Here is a 20,046-nt window from a genome sequence, read left to right as displayed (position 1 = left end):
TATAATCTCATCATATAAACTCTCAATTCTTTGTTCGATTAGATTCATTGCATCTAGAAAACTTGTATAGATTTTTTCCACTTCTATGGTATCATAAGCCTGTAATTATAAAATAAGCAAGTATGGATAAATCAGCGTACGAGATCATAGAACATGAGTATGATATAGTGGTAGTAGGTGCAGGTGGAGCAGGGCTTAGAGCAACACTTGGAATGGCTGCAACTAATTTTTCAGTGGCTTGTATTTCTAAAATTTTCCCTACACGTAGTCATACAGTTGCAGCACAAGGTGGAATTAGTGCAGCTTTGGGTAATATTGGCGAAGACGATTGGCGCTGGCATGCGTATGATACAATAAAAGGTTCAGACTGGCTTGGCGATCAAGATGCAATAGAATACATGTGTAAAAACGCTGCTAAAGCTGTTATTGAGCTTGAAAATTTTGGCGTACCTTTTTCTCGTACGGAAAATGGCAAAATATACCAGCGTCCCTTTGGTGGAATGACAACTCACTTTGGTAAAGGAAAATCAGCTCAGCGTACCTGTGCAGCAGCAGATAAAACTGGGCATGCAATCCTTCACACTCTATACCAGCAGTGTCTTAAGTTCAATGCCGAATTCTTTGTTGAATACTTTGTAATTGATTTAATTATGGATAGCGAAACTGGAGCATGCTGCGGAGTTCTTGCTTGGTCGCTATGCGACGGCACATTACATAAATTTCGCGCACATTCGGTGGTGTTAGCAACAGGTGGATATGGACGTGTTTATTTCTCTGCAACAAGTGCACATACCTGCACAGGTGATGGTAATGGCATGGTGGTGAGAGCTGGATTACCACTTGAAGATATGGAATTTGTACAATTTCACCCAACAGGAATATATGGCTCAGGGTGCTTGATGACAGAAGGGTGCCGTGGTGAAGGGGGATATCTCGTTAATTCTCAGGGCGAAAAGTTTATGGAACGTTACGCGCCAAAAGCAAAAGATTTAGCTTCCCGTGATGTGGTAAGTCGCGCAATAACAATTGAAATTAGAGAGGGAAGAGGTGTTGGACCGAAAAAAGATCATATGTATTTAACTATAGCGCATCTTGATCCGGAAGTAATAAAACTGAGACTTCCAGGAATTAGCGAAACCGCAAAGGTCTTTGCGGGAGTTGATGTTGCTAAAGACCCGATACCTGTTATTCCAACTGTCCACTATAATATGGGTGGCATTCCAACCAATTATCATGGAGAAGTGATTACGCTGAAGAAAGGTAAGGAAGAAGTAGTAGAAGGACTATTTGCAATTGGAGAAGCTGCTTGTGTTTCTGTACATGGTGCAAATCGACTTGGCTCTAACTCACTACTTGATATTGTAGTTTTTGGAAGAGCTGCAGCTTTGAAAGTGCAAGAGACACTAAAATCTGGTACACCACATAAAAAATTGCACTCAGACTGTACAGATTGGATAATAGATAGGTTTAGTAAAATGCGATTTGCTTCCGGTGGGCTAAAAGTAGCAAAAATACGCAATGAAATGCAGCACACTATGCAAAAATATGCATCAGTATTCCGTGTTGCCGAAGTTTTAGAAGAAGGTAAAAAAGCTATAAAAGAAGTAGCAAAAATGATGCCTGACATCGCAATTGAAGATCGCAGTATGATATGGAATAGTGATTTAGTTGAAGCGCTGGAGCTTGCTAACATGATTCCACAAGCGGTTATTACTATGGAATGCGCAGCCAATCGCGAGGAAAGCAGAGGTGCCCATGCTCGTGAAGATTTTCCTGACCGTGATGATATAAATTGGATGAAGCACACTATAGCGTGGCTCGAAGAAAAGAAAGGCCAAGTCAATGTAAAAATTGATTACAAGAAAGTTGCTGAAAAAACTCTGAGCGATGAGATTGATTTCATAGCGCCAGAGAAGAGGGTTTACTAGTTACACTATCCCTACACAATTTTTCAATGAGTTCGGGAGTGTTCAAAAAAAACTGTGTCAAACTGAGAAGTAAAAGTATAATAGAAATAAAAAATGGAGGTTTGATATGTGAATCAAAGAATAGCAAAAAGAACTACCGGATTGGTAGATTATGAACAGGCTCTTAGGGACAAAGAACATGTGAGCTATTTTTCGAATATTGTGCTTAAACCAATAATGCTCAATGGGAGGTTATGAAAAGTTTGCAAGCATCAATACCAAAGTCTTTCTTAAAAATTTGCTTAGCTTAATAACAAGAAAGTATTGAATCTGATCAACTATTGCATTCCTGAATTTTTTGATTTATCATTTCCATAATAGGAACATCTTAACTTTCTCTCTACTTTTTCCGAGTAGGGTCAGTTAAAATTTTCTTGTTAATTGTATTTTTTTCAGAACAACTAGATATGAAAAAAGATGTAAATATTCAACATGCTAAGCTCAATAATGGTTTGGATGTTTATGTTGTGCCTAATTATCGCATTTCAGCAGTAGTACATGCAGTAATATATAAAGTTGGAGGAATGGACGACCCTGTTGGCAAGGCAGGATTGGCTCACTATTTTGAACATCTGCTGTTTGAAACTGCAGGGAAATTTAAGGACATAAAATCCACCATGAATAGCATCGGAGCTCAATTTAACGCGTTTACCACTAAAGAATATACCTGTTACTACGAGTTAGTCCTCAAAAAAGATTTACCACTTGCAATGGAAGTTGAAGCAGACAGGATGGGCAACTTCAATGTTACTCAAGACAAAATAGATAGAGAAAAAAACATTGTACTAGAAGAAAGGAAGATGAGATTTGATAATAATCCTAGCAACTTATTATGGGAGGAAATGAATAGTGCATTTTACCGTACTGGCTATGGCAGATCTGTTATTGGCTGGGAAGCTGATATAAATACCTTTAATCAAGATGATATAACGAGATTTCACGATAATTATTATCACCCTGGTAATGCAATACTACTTATCGTGGGTGACGTGGAATTTGACGAAGTAATAGAATTGGCAGAAGAAAAATATGGCAATATTGAATCTAAGCCCGTAATTAGGCATTACCCAAATCAGGAGCCGGTACATAACGCAAGTCTATCGGTGACTTTAAAAAGCACTGAAGTAAAAGAACCGGTATTATATTTTCGTTACGGAGTGCCTATGTGTGATTATATAAAGGAGTCTTTTGCTGTTGATTTAGTAGTTGATATGTTGGGTAAAGGAAAATCTAGCAAACTATATAAAGATTTAGTGTCAGGTAAAGACGTTGCAGTATCAGTCAATGCGTACTACCATAGTTTAACTTTTAGTGATGGATTTGTTGATGTTAGTGTGACTCCAAAAAATGGCATTGATTTAGATCAAGTAGAGAAAGAATTAGAAAATGCTATTAGTAATTTTATATATCAGGGAATAACAGATAAAGAGCTAGAAAATGCAAAATATAAATACAAAGTGGCACGATTTGATAACTTATCTAGTTTAATTCATATTGCACATTTTTATGCTGCACATCTAGCACTTAATATTCCACTTGATGAAATAGACATTTCATATAGTCAAGTAAATAGTGTTGATTTAGAAGATGTAAATACTAAAGTTCACACTATTTTTTCTGCCAATAAGTTGATTGGTCGTTTATTACCGAAAGGAGGTATAAGTAATGAGAATGAATAAAATTATGTCTTTATTTCGTTTTTGCTTCAGTTCTAATTTGCATGCAAGTGGTGATAACATAAAAGTTGAAGTAGAAGAAGTTACTACTAAGGATGGGTTTAAGTTTCTATTGGTTAAAAATCATGATTTGCCAAAGGTTTCACTAAATATCTCATTCAAAGATGCAGGTTATGTGTATGAAGATTCAAAGAAGCAAGGGCTTTCTTGGTTTACTTCTTTAGTAATTCAAGAGGGATCGGGAAAAAATGATGCTGAAAACTTTGCAAAAAAACTTGAAGATAAAGGAATAAGCCTAAATTTTAGTGATGATTTAGAAACATTTAAAATTTCATTAGATACTTTATCTGAGAACCTAGAAGATGCAACTTCGTTACTGAGCGATGCTATACTGCATCCCAAAGTTGACCCTGAAGGATTGAATAGGGTATTAGAGATTGCCAAAGTTAAGTTTAACAACCTTGAGAAAACCCCTAGCATGGTCGGTATAAAAGCATTGGAGGAATTATTATTTAAAAAGCACCCTTACTCAAAAAGTGGATATGGGACTCTTGATACTATAACAAACATTACTAGAGATGATGTTTTAACATATATAAAAAATAATTTTGCTAAAGATAACATAGCTATCAGTGTTGCAGGCTGCATAAAAAAAGAAGAAGTTATTGCATTATTAGATAAATATTTGTCTAAATTGCCATCAAAAAGATCAAAAGTGGAAGAAATACCTGTAAAAAATGATTTTGGCCCTGCAGAGAATAAGCATATTTTCATGGATATACCACAAAGCATAATACTTTTTGCTCAAAAGGGAATAGCTTATGAGGATCCCAACTATTATAACGCTGTTGTTTTAATTAATGCATTAGGTGGAATGGGCTTAAATTCAGTGCTGATGAAAGAGCTAAGACAAAACCTAGGTGTTACTTATAACATTAGTGCAAGTATTCTTAACAATAAACACGGAAATCTTATATTTGGAATCATGAATACTGATAGCTCTACTACTGAAAAAGCTATATCAGCAATAAAAGAAGTGTTAAGTAAGGTAAAAAAAGAAGGAATTGATGAACAATTGTTTAAGGATGCAAAAATTAGCGTGATGAATAATTTTATTTTTTATCTATCTAATAACACAAATACAGCGCTGCTGTTAGATAAGATGCAGGTAAATAATCGCGATATTAATCGTATAAATAATTATGCTAATGCCATTAATGCTATTGAATTAGAAACACTAAACAAACTAGCGAGTTCTTTATTAGATCCTGAAAATTTATTTTTTGTTGAAGTTGGAAGGAATAGTTAAAATAAATAATTTGAGATGTTCAAAAAGCCATACGCTCAAAGTAAGGAGAAACAGCAGGGAAATAAATATTGAGTTAATAATTTAGAGATTATTCTAAAGAAATTGTCTTGTTCTACTTATTTTCTTGCCTTTTCCACCGTTTGCTAATCCATAGTTGGGGTCTGAAGATGAGCAACGTGAAATGTTGAGTATCAGAAATTACGGGTTATTAGAGGTTGTCCGGAAACTGGTAAGTTCAAGCATAATAGACTTCTTGCATAACAAACTTTTGGCAGCACGTTGGAAAAACGACTTGACAAACTCCGCCAGTCCTTTTATCATGGAAGTGAAGCTATTGTATTTGCTTTCGCCAATCTGCAGATTAAAAGGTAAGGATTACTTAAGGTATCGGCGTCTTATGTTCAATTTTTTGCAGTACATAGGTACTGTATGTCTTTACAAAACTTCATCTACATCTAGGTTTATACCTAAATAAGCTGAACGCGCTTACAAAGCGTTACAAGACATCAAAAAATGCCAATACTCGACAGAGATAGTAAAGGACTAGCTAACTCGGGTTTTCTTTGTCTTTTTTTCTGCTTGGTAAACTTCTTAAACACTTGCAGTGTAGGTTAGTAGCGATTAAAAGCGGCTAAATCTCGCTTGTCAGGGGTTTAAAACATAAAAAACGCCAGTACTTTAAAGCGGAAAATAATCACAGGGTTCCTTTTGCTTTTTTTTCATTTGGTAAGTTTCTTAAATATTTTCTTAAATTTTATAGCTAAACAACAACCATCATTCTGCTGCTTGTTAGCACCGTGGCGGTATGACGGTTGTCGGTAAACCTAAGTCACTTTAGCTATAGGATGTATGGTCCCAGAGAGTGATGGTATAATATATGAGAAGTTACCATCAAAGGAGGATTATGGTTACACGGGTGCGCCAGAACGACAGAGGCAGTGCGTAGAACAATACAAAATAGTCAAGAGAGCATAGCGAAACTTTCTCAACGCTATAATCTCAATCCAAAAACTATTGTCAAATGGAAAAAACGTTCATTCACTAAAGATGTGAATATGGGGCCAAAACAGCCAAAGTTTTAACCAAAGAGGAAGAGGCTATAATTGTTGCATTTCGAAAACATACGCTTCTTCCTCTAGATATATGCTTTACAAGCAACAATTCCACACTTCTAGTTTACACCGTTGTTTGCAAAGGCATGAATTAGTAAATATTGATGGAGAAACTCAGCCTAAAAAGAAGTTCAAACAATATCCTATCGGCCTACTTTCATATTGATATCGCTGAAGTTAGAACTGAGGAAGGCAAATTGCATTTGTTTGTTGCTTATAGACAGAACGTCCAAGTTTGCTTATGTTGAGCTTCATGAAAGCGCTACAAAACCTATAGCTGCTGAGTTTTTACGTAATTTGATTAGCATATAAAATCCGTACCATTTTGACAGACAATGGTATACAATTAGAAGCGTCATAAGTATGCTTTTTAACATATATTTGATAGAGTTTGCGAGGAAAATGATATCGAGCATCGTTTGACAAAAGTGAGCCATCCTTGGACAAGTTGAATGTATGAACAAAACTTTAAAGAATGCTACGGTCAAACTATCAATCACATCAACAACTTAAAGAGCATCTTTATAACTTTGTTATGGCCTACAATCACGCAAAAAGACTCAAAACTCTCAATGGTCTGACTCCTTATGAATTTATATGTTATCAGTGCTCCTGAATTATTTATACTAAATCCTTACCATCACACTCTGGAACCATACATCTAAATAATCAAATTCTTTGTGACGCTAATAAGCGTTGTATTTTTTGCTGAACTAATGGATAGAATTTATTTCTATATGCTTTCCGTCTTAAATTCTTCTTAAAAAACCCATTTATATTTTTGCAATTTTTATACCAGTATCTCAATATTAACGAGTTTTATTGACAACCTATTCTGCTTGATGTATTATCGAAAACATCAACATTACGTTTTAGAGGTAAAAAATATGGGGCATTCACCTGCACAAATATTCACAAAATTCGATGACAATTCGAAAAAAGGGAACATAGAAGGGCTAAAAAGAACTTATTTTGGAGTCTTGTTGTCAATTGAATTAAATAGCAAAACCTCTGAAATTGCGAAGAACATTAAAAAAAAAATAGAAAGTCTAATAAGTAGCAATGAAGATGAAATAAAGGATAAAATAACAGTAGGTGAAAGACAAATTGATGTAACTTTAACAAAGCGAGCGGAAGGTATATACAATATTAAATTTGATGAAAGTACTTCTTCTCAGGTAGGTATTAAAGATACAAAAGATTATACTGTCGAAGATCTACTTACTTTGTGTACACAGCATGAATTAACAGTTAGTAAGGGTGAAAAAAGTAGTCACTATAGTGTAACAATCAAAGGTGAAAATCAAGGAAAAAGTGCAACAGTAGGTGGGCCTGGTAAAATTTTAATATTTCCACAGCATTTATCTTACATCAAAGAAACAATAGAGCACTTAGAAAAAGGTAAGAATCCAACCAAAGAGTTTGCACTTGCAACGGGTACAGGAAAAACATTCATAGAACTGCTTGTTGAATATCTACCAGCTAGGCTAATGGGTGTACCTTATGTGTCCCTGGCACCTAATAAAGATCTTGTAACACAGAAACGTGATGATTGGAAAAAAGTGTTATCTAATGCTGATATTGATGACATTGAACTTGGAAAAATAAGCGGTGGATGCTCTATATTGAGTAACGAGGGCCTAATAAAAAATTGGGATCAATTTTTAAGGGCAATCGGTCTTGAGCAACTTCCTGATATCATAGAAGCTCTCAACATTGGAGACAAAAAATTTGAGATAAGGAATGGAAAAATAAGTATAGATGGTAAGGATTTTGTGATTCTTATAGACAAAATTCAATTTGGAGATAAGGAATATGAAATTCAAGGTGGTAAAGTCACAATTAATAATCAAGAATTTAGGATAAATACTGAAAAATCTATATCTCTGTCTTTTGACGAAGAGCATCGAGTAGCAGAGCAGGAGTTGTATAAATATCGTATGGAGCTCTTATCTGCACTTTTTCCTACGCTATTTTTAAGTGCAACGCCTTCAATAAGAACTCATAGACACATTAAAGAAGATGGTGGGTTACTTAAAACTCTTTCTTTGAAAGATAAAATGAAGTCAGGTGTGTATGGAACTTTAGGTTTACAAGTCCACAAAAAATTGAAGAATAAAGATTTAGCCAAAGAATACTCTAATGGCGTAGAAGAATATGTAGATTTTAAGCCGGAAAAAAGCGATAAATATGGTAACGCAAATTTAACAGATGATGAGTTAAAAAAAGAAGTAGAGAATTATCTGTATAAGAATGTTCAAAGCGTAATTGGTGAACCAGCATTGATTTTAGCTGAGTCAAATAAGCAGATAGATAACCTGAAAAAGATGTTGGGATATAATAGAAATGAGACCTTACAAGAACAGTCTACTGGGTCAAAGTTTGCTGACTTCTTATGCCGAATGTTCAGTCCGGTGCCAGACTACAAGCTAATAACCAAATCAAAAAAATTTGCTCTTATAATAAAGCAGGTTGCTAAGCGGTTCAATATTACAAAAGAAAAAGCATCAGAAATCGTAAAAGAATATTATGATTTTAGTAACATTGCTGATTATTCCACGTTCCGCGTAATGCACGGAATAATTGAAAATACACTTTCGTGTTTAACAGGTCTAAGTAAACATGAGCTTGATGAAAAGAGGTCTTCAGATTTGGAAGGCTTAGTTAAAGCAGCGTTAGACAACAATTATGATTTAGAAACGTATGTTGAAAATCAAGGGGTTAAAAGCAATGAACTGAAAGATGCCCTTGTCCAACAGATGCAATCTGTAATCGATGTTTTGAACACAAATAAAGACTCTGATTTATTTACAAGATTAGTAAGAAACTGGAACCAAGATAAAAAACTTCACATTTTAATGCCGTCTAAAGGATTAAAAAGTGTTCCTAAAAAACTAGTAAATTTGCTTAGTGAGAATAATGACGCTGTAGTAAGAGACTATCTTGAATATCATGAAGTAGAAGAAAGTAAAATAGATGAATTCTGCCGGTTAGGGAAAGAAGTATGTGCTGAGAGGAGGGAATTCAAAAATTCTTTAAGCTGGTTAAGTTCTGAAGAACAAGATCGTCGCGGAAGATTTACACCCCTAGGGGAAAATGAAAAAAAGCTGCTTGAAGAGCTTGGAAAAGCGCTTGGAATGACATTACAAGGTTGTGATGACCTTACTTATAATTATCTTTGTGGGGTTACTCGTTCTTTTAATTATTATCCTCACTATGAGTACAATAAAGAAAAATACCCATTAAAAGGACTAGAAGCTTTTTGTTATGAAAATAAATACAAAGTAAAATTAAAAAATTTAGGTGATTTCCCTGCAGAAGATCTTAAAAGTAAACTTTGCGACTATATAGGTTGCCAACCATTAGAGCAATTGAAGTCTGTACAAGATAAATTGTCTTTAAAATTGCTCTCATGTAATAATCAAGGCATATATTATGAAGATCTAATTAATCTAGATACATATCAACTCAAAGAGTCAGTTAGTAAGAAGAATGAGTGGGATATCAACTATCATAAAAAAAATCTTGTAGCAGACTTAAACCAAAAACAGTTAACTAAACTGGCAATGGACCATTTATCAAAAGATGAGCTGAAAGATTTATATGAAGTTCTGTTAGAAGAAGAAAATGATTATCATGCTTTATGCCGCATGGGATTAGTTGGTAATGATATAAATCCTACCAAGGTACAGGGGTACAATGACATCAATTTACAACATGTTGGAATGCTAATAGATCTAACATCTACCGATCTTAACAAGCCTGCACAACTTATTCAAGCTCCTGGAAGGCTTAGATGCCTAAATTCTAATAGGCACTCCGCATTTTTTTGCTATTCCAATGGTGAACTGAGCTTTGACATAAGTCTACTAAAAAGAGGAGATTATATTAGCGCCTACAATAGATCAGTAGCAAAGCTATCAAATCAACAAGCTTATGGAGATAAGCTTGCAACAGAAGTAATAAATTATATTAATCAAGAAATAAAGAGCTTGAAAAGAATTGACGATTTGGCTAGTCAGAGTATTAGTATTGCTTTAAGTTCGTTTATAGAAGTTTACAATACTAATCAACATAACTTCAGTAAAAGTAAGAAAGAATTTATTGGTATATTAGAACATGCACGAAAAAAGCTTTATAACTATGAAAAAGAGTTAAGAGATAATGGCGATACTTTGGGCATAAAGATACTAAAAATGCTGCTCAAAGCTTTAATAATAGTTGGGTATCTTTATAATCGTTTCACATATTACTTGGAAACAAGAGACACTTATAATAGCTTTTTGAAGAAAGTTAATGAGTTGAAAAATGATCCAAATGTGGATACTTACGCTCATATTATAGCAGAGTATAGCATTAAAAATGTCAAGGAGATTAATTTATTAAGTAAGAGATTTTTTGAAATTTACCAGCAAAGAGAGAAACCACAAGATGAAACTGACACTAAAAGCTTCAATAATTATTTAGAGCATATCAATGCATGCCTCAAGCACCCAGTGCATCTTAACTTATTTGATAAGATAACATCACCGTTAATGAAAGGTGATTATTTGCTTAAGCTACTCAATCAGCTTTATCCAGGGGAAAACAATCAAGATAAAGTGGAGCGATTAAGAACATTTAGGAAAAATTTAAAAGACAAATCTTTTCAATTTACAAAAGATGACTTAAGTAACATAGAACAGATACAATCTTATTTGGGAAATATATTAGGGAGAATCAGTGCACTTAACGCTTATTATTACAATCAGGAAGGTTGTGATGCCTCTATTATTCCTTCTGTGTTATCGCAATATAGGGTTAATAGCATATTTGGCATTAGAGAGAGTGAAAAATCAGGTGAAAATAGACAATGCTATATAGTGTTGCAACAAGCTAGAGCTGAGGTTGCGTGTGAGAGGGACTTAAATGAGCTAGAGGTTTTATCACAAAGGGAAAATATAAAATTGGTAAAAGAAGCTGCAGATTATGTTATCTCTCCGCTTCTTGGTGATTCTTCCAAAGCAACAAAAAAGAAGCAAGGGTCAGAAGAGGACAAAGCAATTATCAATAGTGTTGTTGCTGTAGCAGGTAAAGTTAAAGATGACTTAAAAAAAGTCGAGCCTTTTATTGCTAAAGACATTATGTTACCAAGTACTGAATGTGTTAATGCTATAGTAAAATCATTGAGCAAAAAAGTACATACAGATGGAGGAGTTAGCTTTGTATACAGAGGAAAATAGTTTGATAATCATGAAGAGAGGTAAAATTCAAGGATTTCAATAATTTAATTGTGTGAGGTACGAAATAAACTGCTATTCTTGAATTTGGTCAGACTTAATTAAAAAAATCAAAGCTTTCAATGAGTTACCTAAAATCTAATCCAGAATTCAGGTAATAAGGGCATATTAGCAAATCAACTTGCTTGACGGGCAGTTTTTTTTATTATACTCTAGATGAAATTTTAATATTCCGTTTTAGAGGTAGAGTTATGGCAATAGAAATTTTAAGAAGAGATTCAAGGGTACGATGATTCCGAGAAAGGGCCTTGGGAGACAATTAAGGGAATTACTGATGCAAATTGGCAATATGTATGTCACCATCCATTGAAAACGGCTGCAGTTGTTGTTGGTACAATTTCAGCGGTAGCACTTACAGTTGCTTATTTTATTAGTCCAGCTTATGCAGGTTTTGTTAATACAACAGCAAAAGCAACGTATGCTGGTATGATAGCAGGAGGTAAGGGATTATATGCACTTGCAGTGACTAATCCGGTGTTTACTGGTCTACTAGCTGCTGTAATAGTGGTAACTATAGGTGCTCTTATATACATGAACTGTAGTAAAGCAAGCCAAATTGGGGAAATAAAGAAAAAAATACTCGATGATTATGGAGATGATGAAGGTAAGCTTGCAGTTGAGGGAGAACGTGGTAACACACAATTTGAAGAGGTTGACGGGGTTAAACCGTTAAATACCTTGCATAAAATTGCAAGAGTGCTTGAATTGGTCTAAGAGGCAGTAGCAAGGTAAAGGTATATGTCTCTCCCTTATACGTTGAAATTTGTTAATTGAGTTATAGTAGTTGTAATAGCGTATCAATTACCCATGAAACTTTTCTAATTGCCCATCTCATAAATGTCGTAGGTGTCTGGGATCTATAGCTAACCCAAGAAAGGTTTCCCTACGTCATACCGCCGCGGTATCTCAGCATAGATTCCGCTAACGAGTAGCGGAATGACGAATGTGTTGTTTGACCTTACCCAGAAAAAGTAGAGAGGAAGTTAAGCCATTTTTATTATGAAAATGATGAATCAAATTTCTCAGGAATGCAATAATTAATAGTAGAATGTCTACGCTGTTTGTTATAAAAAATTTCTATGTACTCAAATATAGCAGTTCTAGTTTGCTGAGCAGAGTGTTGCGAAGTATCAATAAGAAGCTCCCGTTTGAGTGAGCTGAAAAAGCTTTCAACAACAGAGTTGTCATAACAACAGCCTGTGTGACTCATGCTGGAAATGATGTTTTTTGTGTTCAGCAAAAACTGATAATTTTTAGAGGTATATTGTGAACCTTGATCACTATGAAATAGCAGATCTTTGGCTGGTTTGCGCTTATCAACAGCCATCAATAAAGCATCTATAACTAATCGCTTAGTTATTGTACTACTCATTGACCAGCCAACTACCATACGTGAATATAGATCAATTATTGCTGCCAAATATAGCCATCCATCCTTAGTTTTTATGTATGTAATATCAGTTACCCATACTTTATTTGGCTGACTAGTAGTAAAGTTTTGGTCCAATATATTGGGAGTTATAACCCTATTGTCAGTCTGCTGTTTTTTGCTTTTGAATCTTCGCCTCAGTCTAGCTTGAATACCATTTTTTTGCATGATATCCTGCACTGTTTTGATGTTGCAATTTTTACCTAAAGCCTTTAGTTCAGCATGAATCTTAGGTGCCCCATATCTACAATTAGATGCTTGGTATATTTTTTGAATGTCTGCTAGAAGCTGCTCCCTTGTTAATTCTTTGCTGCTTTTCTTCTTACTAGTCCATTTGTAGTAGCCGCTAGCAGATACTTTCAAAATCCTGCATAACTCCTGTACTTTATAGTAGTTTCCATGCTTTTTGATAAATAAATATTTTACTCTTTGTGACTTGCAAAATATCCCAGGGCTTTTTTTTAAATGTCTCTTTCTCTAGTAACTCTTGTTAGTTCTTTCTTTAATTCAAACTTTTCTTTATCACATGGTGCCAACTTTCCCTTACCAGGAAATGCTTCTTCTATTGATCCTTTTTCGTTATATTTTTTTATCCAGTCACTTAGTGTACTGTTATCTATTCCTAAATCTTTAGCTATTTTGCTTGCTGACTGCCCCGTTTCCTTTACCAACTTTATTGCCTCTAATTTAAATTCCACTGTGTAATTTTTTCTGTTCTTTACCATAATAAGCCCTCATAATCATGTTTTATTTTACTTCAAAAATGGCTTAACTTCCTCTCTACTTTTTCTGGGTAAGGTCAGTTTTTCAAATTGTAGGTAAACCTAAGCCACTTTAGCTATAGAAAAAAGAATGGTGTCATGCAAGTAGCCCTTCGTTGTCATTCCAGTGCCCAGGCAATGGAATCCAGGATATTACTCTTTATAGCTAACGCGAGCCCTACGTCATACCGCCGCGGTATCTCATCATAGATTTCGTTAACACATAGCGGGATGACGGTTGTCGTTTAGTTACAAATATTTAAGAAATTTACTAAATAAAAAAAAGGCAAAAGAAATCCCGTGGTGGCCAGTTATTTACTTTTGTGTCGAAATATCGGCGTTTTTTTATTCTAAAACGCTTAATAAGTGCGACTTAGCTGCCTTTTAATTGCAACTAACCTTAGCGATAAACGTTTAAGAAATTTACTAAGCAGAAAAAAAGGCAAATAAAACCCTAAGTAGCTAGTTATTCACTACCTATTTTATAAGTTGGCGTTTTTTAATGTCTTGTAACGCTTTTAAGCGCATTTTAGCTTATATTAGGTAAAAACCTAGAAGTTTTATAAAGACATAAGATGCACATAGTGCAAAAAATTAAACATGACACGCCAGATATACTAAGTTTTTTTGTCGTTTTATCTGCACAGACTGAAGATAAATAAATAGCTTCAGTACTATAATAAGAGGGCTGGCGGGGTTTGTCAAGTCGTTTTTGCATTCAAATTTCCCCCGTTTATGGCTTAGATGCCACTTGCTTCTTGGAGGCCTATGTTCGTATAGGTGTGGTGTAGGAAAATCTCTACCCATAAGACACAAAGCCTAATGAAAGAAATTACGAACGCCAGTGAAAAACATAGCAATTTTATTTTCATTTGCGGCTGCTATCACATCTTGATCTTTCAGTGAACCACCAGGCTGAATTATGGCTGTAATTCCATGTTTTGCACTTTCTACTATGCTATCTGGGAATGGAAAAAATGCATCCGAAGCAAGCACCGCACCTTTACACTCTTCACCTGCCTTTTTCACTGCAATGTTCACACTATCTATTCTGCTTGTTTGTCCTGCACCAATGCCAATAGCACAACCGCCTTTTGCTATAACTATTGCGTTGGATTTCACATGTTTACATATTTTCCAGGCAAAAATAAGATCTTCTTTTTCTTTTTCCGTTGCAGCGTGTTCTGTTACTTGGCTCATTTCTTCTGTTTTTATCTTGTGGCTATTACTTTCTTGCACCAAAAACCCACCAACAACATTTTTAATTTGGTATTTCGCATTTTGCTGAAGAGATTTATGAACAATCACTCTTAGATTTTTCTTTCCTTGTAAAATTTTTAGTGCTTCACTGTTCACCGATGGTGTTATCACTACTTCCAAAAATATCTCGCTTAATTTTTTTGCTAGCTTTAAATCTATCTCCCGATTTAAAGCGACTATGCCACCAAAGCTGCTTATTTCATCACATGATAGAGCCTTTTCATATGCCTCCAGAGCATTATTACCAACAGCAGCACCGCACGGGTTATTATGCTTTATTATCACTGCTGCAGGTTCTTTAAACTCAGAAACTATGTTAAGCGCAGATTCTATATCCACTATATTATTATAACTCAACTCTTTTCCATGTATTTTTTCCAGCGGATATCTGGTAAATTGATTGCTATAAAATGCAGCTTTTTGATGAGGATTTTCACCATACCTTAATTCTTGTGCTTTACACCCATGTAGGACAAAAAACTCCGGTAACTCATTATTTTTATTCTGGGATAAAAACCAGCCGTAAATATTAGAATCATAGTGTGCAGTGAGAGCAAATGCTTTAGTTGCTAAATATTTTCTATACTCAAGTGTCGTTCTATTGTTATTTTCTATCATCTCAGCTTTCAGTGCTCCATAGTCTTGAATGCTAGAAATGACTGAAGTAAAATGAAAGTTTTTTGCTGCAGCTCTAATTAGCGCCACTCCACCAATATCTATTTGCTCTATGATTTGCCCTTCATTTGAACCGCTATTCACTGTCTCCCAAAATGGATATAGATTAGTTATAAGCAGATCTATTGGCTCAATACCTAGATTTTGCATTTCCGTTTTGTCTTTTTCTTTATCACAAAGTATTCCTCCATGAATTTTAGGATGCAAAGTTTTCACTCTACCATTTAGTATCTCTGGAAATTGTGTGTAATTTGAGACTTCCTGTGTTTTTATTCCCGCATCAGATAGCACCTTATATGTATTTCCTGTTGAGAGAATCTCTATTTGTTGCTGTATTAAAAATGATGCAAGATCAATTATATTTGTCTTATCATATACTGATATTAAAGCTCTCTTAATCTTCACTTTTATATAGAAAATTTTTTAAGATTATACATAAGAAAAAGGAGTTTGGCTATAGCCATAATATCATACTGCCCAAAACTGTGCAAACTTCTCGCTTTTTTACATATAGTGCCACTGTTGCATCATTTTTGGCATAAAACTTAATGTTTATTAAACTTACGTGAGCAAAGTTTGATGAATGTTTTCTATTGTATTATCGCAAGCAATTATTTTTTCTTCACCTGTATCCATGTTTTTAATCTTTAAAGTTTTACTGCTTAATTCTTCATCACCAAAAATTAATGCAGCTTTAGCATTTGCTTGATTTGCTTTTTTCATTCGGGTTTTAAGCGCTCCGCTATATTCATAGATTACATATAAACCATTTCTGCGCAATTCATCCGCAAGTGTTAGAGCATATTCCTCAGCCTCTCTGCCGATCGGAATTAGGTAAATAGGTCTCTCTTCTTTCGGAGAATAATTGATTAATTCCATTATGCGTTCAATACCTCCTGCAAATCCTATTGCAGGAGTATGCTTTCCACCTACTGAGGATACTAGATTATCATATCTTCCTCCTGCAAAAACTGCCCCTTGTGCACCCAAATCTTCTGTAACGAATTCAAATACTGTGTGGCAATAATAATCCAAGCCTCGAACTAGTTTATTGTTTACGATATAAGGTATATCAAGAGCTGTTAATCCATTTAATATTTGCTCAAAGAAATTTAAGGACCCTTTCGTATAATAGTCACTGATTTTAGGTGTATTAGAGATTATAAACTTATCTTTCTCATCCTTGGAGTCTAATATTCTGAGTGGGTTTTTGACTAATCTGTTTTTGCTATCTTCTGACAGATCATTTTGAAACTTTTTAAAGTACGATATTAGAGCTTCTCTGTACCTGGTTATTGTTTCACCGTCACCCAAGGAGTTGATTTCCAGCCTTACATTTTTATTGATACCAAATTCAGTTAATAGATGTTGGGCAAGCGAAATCAATTCTATATCAGCTTTTGGGTCTTCTATACCAAAAGCTTCAAAATTTATTTGGTGAAACTGCCTTTGTCGTCCCTTTTGTGGTCTTTCATAGCGAAATGCAGGTCCTGTTGAGAATAGTTTTATCGGTGTTTGCAATTTTTTTTCAATTAATAACCTGACAATTGCTGCAGTGAACTCAGGACGTAAAGTTATGCTCTTTCCTCCTTTATCATTAAAGCTATACATTTCTTTATTTATGATGTCCGAGCTTTCACCTAAAGTTTTTGTGAAGACTTCTGTGTATTCAAATATCGGAGTTTGAGCAGGTAAAAAGCCGTATAGACTTGAGATTCTGTTTGCTGTTTGCTCAATATATTTAAATTTGTACCATTCATCAAATATAAGATCTTTCGTCCCTCTGACTGGTTGATTAGTCATAGCGTAGTCTCTATACCCGAAACTTCTGGTATGTGGTAGCTCAGCATATTCTGCACTCCTTGCTTCAAAGTAATTGCAGCACTTGGACATCCAGAGCAAGCTCCTTGCAGCTCAACATAAACTATTCCATCTTTATAGCCACGAAATTTGATATCACCACCATCTTGAGCAACTGCAGGCTTAATGTAACTTTCTATCAATTCTTTTATTCTATTTACAATTTCTATATCATTCTCATCGAAAAATCCCTCATCTGGTGCATCACTTATTCCTTCTTTATTTAGTGCTTTTCTACCAGAGGTAAAGTGATCCATAATCGTAGTTAAAACTTCTACTTTTAATATATCCCAATTAATTCCATCCAATTTTGTTACTGAAATAAAATCATGACCAAAAAATACTCTTACCACATGTTCTATTTGAAAAAGATTTGCTGCTAACTTAGAATTTTTTATTTCATCTGCATTTGAAAAATCAGCAGTTTCCCCTTCGTTTAAAATTGCAAATCCAGGAAGAAATTTTAGCGTATTTGGGTTTGGTGTTTCCTCAATCTGAATGAACATGTTATTTACCATTACGATTATAATTGTTACTATTTAATCATAAAATGATAAAAAAATATACATGTCATTCATTTTTTTCCTTTTTTTAATATTCATAGTAATCACGTTTGTTTTGCCTAGCGTTGTTGTATTTTTTCTTTTCTTGACGAAGAAAAATAACATAAGTTTTATGATGAACTCTATATTAAGTAAATTTTTGAATGAATTTAATAGCAGTGGAAGTTATACTAAAAATTATACTGGCGATAACATGTCCAAGGATGAAGCGTTAAGAATACTGGGGCTAAATCCTGAAGCAAGCCAAAATGAAATCAACAAAGCATATCAAAATTTAATGAAGTTAGTTCATCCAGATAAGGGAGGCTCGGAATATTTTGCGCAAAAGTTAAATGCAGCACGTGATAGGTTGCTGAAGAATTAATAACATTAGACTTCTTGCATAACAAATTTTTGGCAACGTGTTGGAAAAACTTACTTGACAAACTCCGCCAGTCCTTTTATCATGGTACTGAAGCTATTTATTTATCTTCGCAATCTGTACAGGTTAATGACAAAAAACTTAGGGTATTTGGCGTCTCATGTTTAATTTTTCGCACTACGTGCATCGCATGTCTTTATAAAATTTCTAGGTTTTTACCTATATAAGCTGAAACGCGCTTACAAAGCGTTTAAGACATCAAAAAACGTCAAATTGACAAGGGAGAATTTGAATACTAGCTACCCTGGGTATCTTTTGCCTTTTTTCCTGTATAGTAAATTTTTTAAAACACTTGCGGTGTAGGTTAGCTGCAAATTAAAAGTGGCTAAATCGCTCTTAATCAAGCGTTTTAGAATAAAAAGAACGCCGATATTTTAGTACATGGTAAATAGCCAACCACCACGGGGCTTCTTTTGCCTTTTTTTCTATTTAGTAAATTTTCTTAATGTTTGTAGCTAACATGAACTGGGTCAGAAGCCAGTGCCCAGACACTGGGATAGCATCATAGGAGCTGGAATGATACCTTTGTGTTTGGAGCAAAACCGGCTATAACATTTAACATACTGTCTTCGAAACAAATGTTTGTACAATTGTGCGTCATGCGCTGGAATGACAAAGAGAAGTGAGCTACTGATGTAATACCAAATCTCAATGGTAATAGAAAAAGAGCGCTTTTTGCCTACAACTTGAGGTTTAGACGAATTCGTGATGTGTTTTATTTGTCTTCCCAACAACGAAGGTTGGTATAAGCAATGGTTATGCAAGAAGTCCGATATTATTTGTATGACTCATGGGGATAACCAGATCAAGTCTTATTTAGTGCGCTTAAACAGATTGATTTCATTAGAGCCAAGACTCTTAAACCTAAGGGGCAGAATTTACAATTCTATCTAAAAGAATGCCAAAAAAGAGCAGTAGTCCTACATAGGAGTTATTTTTAAATATTGACATGCATTGACTAGGGTCATCAGGGTTGAAATTTTTGTATTGACAATGGAATATAAATCCTACAGCAAGTAGAGCAATATAAAAAATGTTATTTAGTGACGATAAGATACCAGCGTATAGCCAAGCCATAAGAGATATTAAATAAAATCTTTTCAGCCAAGATTTTGTTGTATCACCAAAATATAATGCAGTTGATTTCATTCCGAGTTTTTCATCATCTTTTTTGTCTTGATGAGCGTATATGGTGTCGTAACTCAGAGTCCAAAAGATGCATCCTGCATAAAAGAGTATAGGTTCTATACTGATCTGGTTCTTTACTGCTGCCCAGCTCATGAGCGATCCCATATTAAAAGTAAATCCTAAAAACAATTGTGGCCACCAGACATAGCGCTTTAGTAAAGGGTAAATAGTTATCATACACATTGAGATTATTCCAAGTATAAGTGTAGTTTTATTAGTTAGCAATAGGATTACTAGGGCAATAGACAGTAATAGAGAAAGTAAAATCAAAGCCTGCTTTATGTTTAATGCACCACTTGCAAGTGGTCTATATTTTGTTCGTTCAACATGTGCATCTATTTCTCTATCGAAAATATCATTGATTATGCAACCTGCAGGTCTCATTAAAAATGCACCTATAGTAAACAAAATAAGAAGAAAAAAAGTCTGCAAAGATAGGGAAGTTGAGGCTAGAATAATACCACTTAAACTAGGAAATAACACAAGCCACAAACCTGTTAAACTGTGCAACCTCATTAATGAAGAGTGATAATAAAAATGCATCTA

Annotated in this window: 12 protein-coding genes and 1 pseudogene; 7 read left to right on the top strand and 6 right to left on the bottom strand. The window is 34.6% G+C overall.

Annotated elements, in window-relative coordinates; genetic code table 11:
• Positions 1 to 122: 122 nt before the first annotated feature.
• The 6 genes and pseudogenes from sdhA to ACICP6_RS00775 all read left to right on the top strand — a co-directional run bounded on the left by sdhA (position 123) and on the right by ACICP6_RS00775 (position 12,057).
• Positions 123 to 1,928 (top strand): succinate dehydrogenase flavoprotein subunit, encoded by a 1,806-nt coding sequence (sdhA, locus tag ACICP6_RS00800; RefSeq protein WP_395463226.1) that lies wholly within the window; start codon positions 123 to 125, stop codon positions 1,926 to 1,928.
• 446 nt (positions 1,929 to 2,374) lie between these two features.
• Positions 2,375 to 3,646 carry a M16 family metallopeptidase gene (locus ACICP6_RS00795; RefSeq protein WP_395463225.1) on the top strand — a complete coding sequence of 424 codons (1,272 nt, stop codon included), beginning with the start codon at positions 2,375 to 2,377 and terminating at the stop codon, positions 3,644 to 3,646.
• Positions 3,633 to 4,952 carry a M16 family metallopeptidase gene (locus ACICP6_RS00790; RefSeq protein ID WP_395463224.1) on the top strand — a complete coding sequence of 440 codons (1,320 nt, stop codon included), beginning with the start codon at positions 3,633 to 3,635 and terminating at the stop codon, positions 4,950 to 4,952. The genes ACICP6_RS00795 and ACICP6_RS00790 overlap by 14 nt, the downstream gene beginning before the upstream one ends.
• An 890-nt stretch (positions 4,953 to 5,842) precedes the next feature.
• A pseudogene (locus ACICP6_RS00785) lies at positions 5,843 to 6,729 on the top strand (DDE-type integrase/transposase/recombinase).
• Between the two features lie 222 nt (positions 6,730 to 6,951).
• Positions 6,952 to 11,286: a DEAD/DEAH box helicase family protein gene (locus tag ACICP6_RS00780; protein WP_395463223.1), complete on the top strand. Its 4,335-nt coding sequence runs from the start codon at positions 6,952 to 6,954 to the stop codon at positions 11,284 to 11,286.
• A gap of 363 nt (positions 11,287 to 11,649) precedes the next feature.
• Positions 11,650 to 12,057 carry a hypothetical protein gene (locus ACICP6_RS00775; protein ID WP_395463222.1) on the top strand — a complete coding sequence of 136 codons (408 nt, stop codon included), beginning with the start codon at positions 11,650 to 11,652 and terminating at the stop codon, positions 12,055 to 12,057.
• A 283-nt stretch (positions 12,058 to 12,340) separates the two neighbouring features.
• On the opposite strand, the gene ACICP6_RS00770 is transcribed toward ACICP6_RS00775, so the two are convergent.
• The 5 genes from ACICP6_RS00770 to ACICP6_RS00750 all read right to left on the bottom strand — a co-directional run bounded on the left by ACICP6_RS00770 (position 12,341) and on the right by ACICP6_RS00750 (position 17,834).
• Positions 12,341 to 13,183 (bottom strand): IS3 family transposase, encoded by an 843-nt coding sequence (locus ACICP6_RS00770; RefSeq protein ID WP_395463617.1) that lies wholly within the window; start codon positions 13,181 to 13,183, stop codon positions 12,341 to 12,343.
• Between the two features lie 50 nt (positions 13,184 to 13,233).
• Positions 13,234 to 13,497, bottom strand: a complete 264-nt coding sequence (locus tag ACICP6_RS00765; protein WP_395462617.1) for a transposase — start codon at positions 13,495 to 13,497, stop codon at positions 13,234 to 13,236.
• Between the two features lie 855 nt (positions 13,498 to 14,352).
• The gene (gene purH, locus ACICP6_RS00760) at positions 14,353 to 15,873 is read right to left on the bottom strand and encodes a bifunctional phosphoribosylaminoimidazolecarboxamide formyltransferase/IMP cyclohydrolase (RefSeq protein ID WP_395463221.1); all 1,521 of its coding nucleotides are present in this window, start codon (positions 15,871 to 15,873) and stop codon (positions 14,353 to 14,355) included.
• A 156-nt stretch (positions 15,874 to 16,029) separates the two neighbouring features.
• Complete coding sequence (gene hisS, locus ACICP6_RS00755) at positions 16,030 to 17,271, bottom strand: histidine--tRNA ligase (RefSeq protein ID WP_395463220.1); 1,242 nt, start codon at positions 17,269 to 17,271, stop codon at positions 16,030 to 16,032.
• On the bottom strand, positions 17,268 to 17,834 hold the full coding sequence (locus tag ACICP6_RS00750) for a NifU family protein (RefSeq protein WP_395463626.1): 567 nt from the start codon (positions 17,832 to 17,834) through the stop codon (positions 17,268 to 17,270). The genes hisS and ACICP6_RS00750 overlap by 4 nt, the downstream gene beginning before the upstream one ends.
• Positions 17,835 to 18,003: 169 nt before the next feature.
• On the opposite strand from ACICP6_RS00750, the gene ACICP6_RS00745 reads away from it, so the two are divergent.
• A complete protein-coding gene (locus tag ACICP6_RS00745) occupies positions 18,004 to 18,255 on the top strand; it encodes a J domain-containing protein (RefSeq protein WP_395463219.1) in 252 nt (83 codons plus the stop codon).
• A gap of 921 nt (positions 18,256 to 19,176) precedes the next feature.
• Here ACICP6_RS00745 and ubiA read toward each other — a convergent pair.
• Positions 19,177 to 20,043, bottom strand: a complete 867-nt coding sequence (ubiA, locus tag ACICP6_RS00740) for a 4-hydroxybenzoate octaprenyltransferase (RefSeq protein ID WP_395463218.1) — start codon at positions 20,041 to 20,043, stop codon at positions 19,177 to 19,179.
• Positions 20,044 to 20,046: the final 3 nt, after the last annotated feature.

This window comes from Wolbachia endosymbiont of Cantharis cryptica, from assembly GCF_964277405.1.
Taxonomy (GTDB): Bacteria; Pseudomonadota; Alphaproteobacteria; order Rickettsiales; family Anaplasmataceae; genus Wolbachia.
This window is presented reverse-complemented; position numbering and strand designations above follow the sequence as displayed.

Bases quoted from the DNA above. Each gene is read 5' to 3' on its own strand.
- sdhA (WP_395463226.1), top strand. From the start codon at position 123: ATGGATAAATCAGCGTACGAGATCATAGAACATGAGTATGATATAGTG.
- ACICP6_RS00795 (WP_395463225.1), top strand. From the start codon at position 2,375: ATGAAAAAAGATGTAAATATTCAACATGCTAAGCTCAATAATGGTTTG.
- ACICP6_RS00790 (WP_395463224.1), top strand. From the start codon at position 3,633: ATGAGAATGAATAAAATTATGTCTTTATTTCGTTTTTGCTTCAGTTCT.
- ACICP6_RS00780 (WP_395463223.1), top strand. From the start codon at position 6,952: ATGGGGCATTCACCTGCACAAATATTCACAAAATTCGATGACAATTCG.
- ACICP6_RS00765 (WP_395462617.1), bottom strand. From the start codon at position 13,497: ATGGTAAAGAACAGAAAAAATTACACAGTGGAATTTAAATTAGAGGCA.
- hisS (WP_395463220.1), bottom strand. From the start codon at position 17,271: ATGACTAATCAACCAGTCAGAGGGACGAAAGATCTTATATTTGATGAA.
- ACICP6_RS00750 (WP_395463626.1), bottom strand. From the start codon at position 17,834: ATGTTCATTCAGATTGAGGAAACACCAAACCCAAATACGCTAAAATTT.
- ACICP6_RS00745 (WP_395463219.1), top strand. From the start codon at position 18,004: ATGATGAACTCTATATTAAGTAAATTTTTGAATGAATTTAATAGCAGT.
- ubiA (WP_395463218.1), bottom strand. From the start codon at position 20,043: ATGCATTTTTATTATCACTCTTCATTAATGAGGTTGCACAGTTTAACA.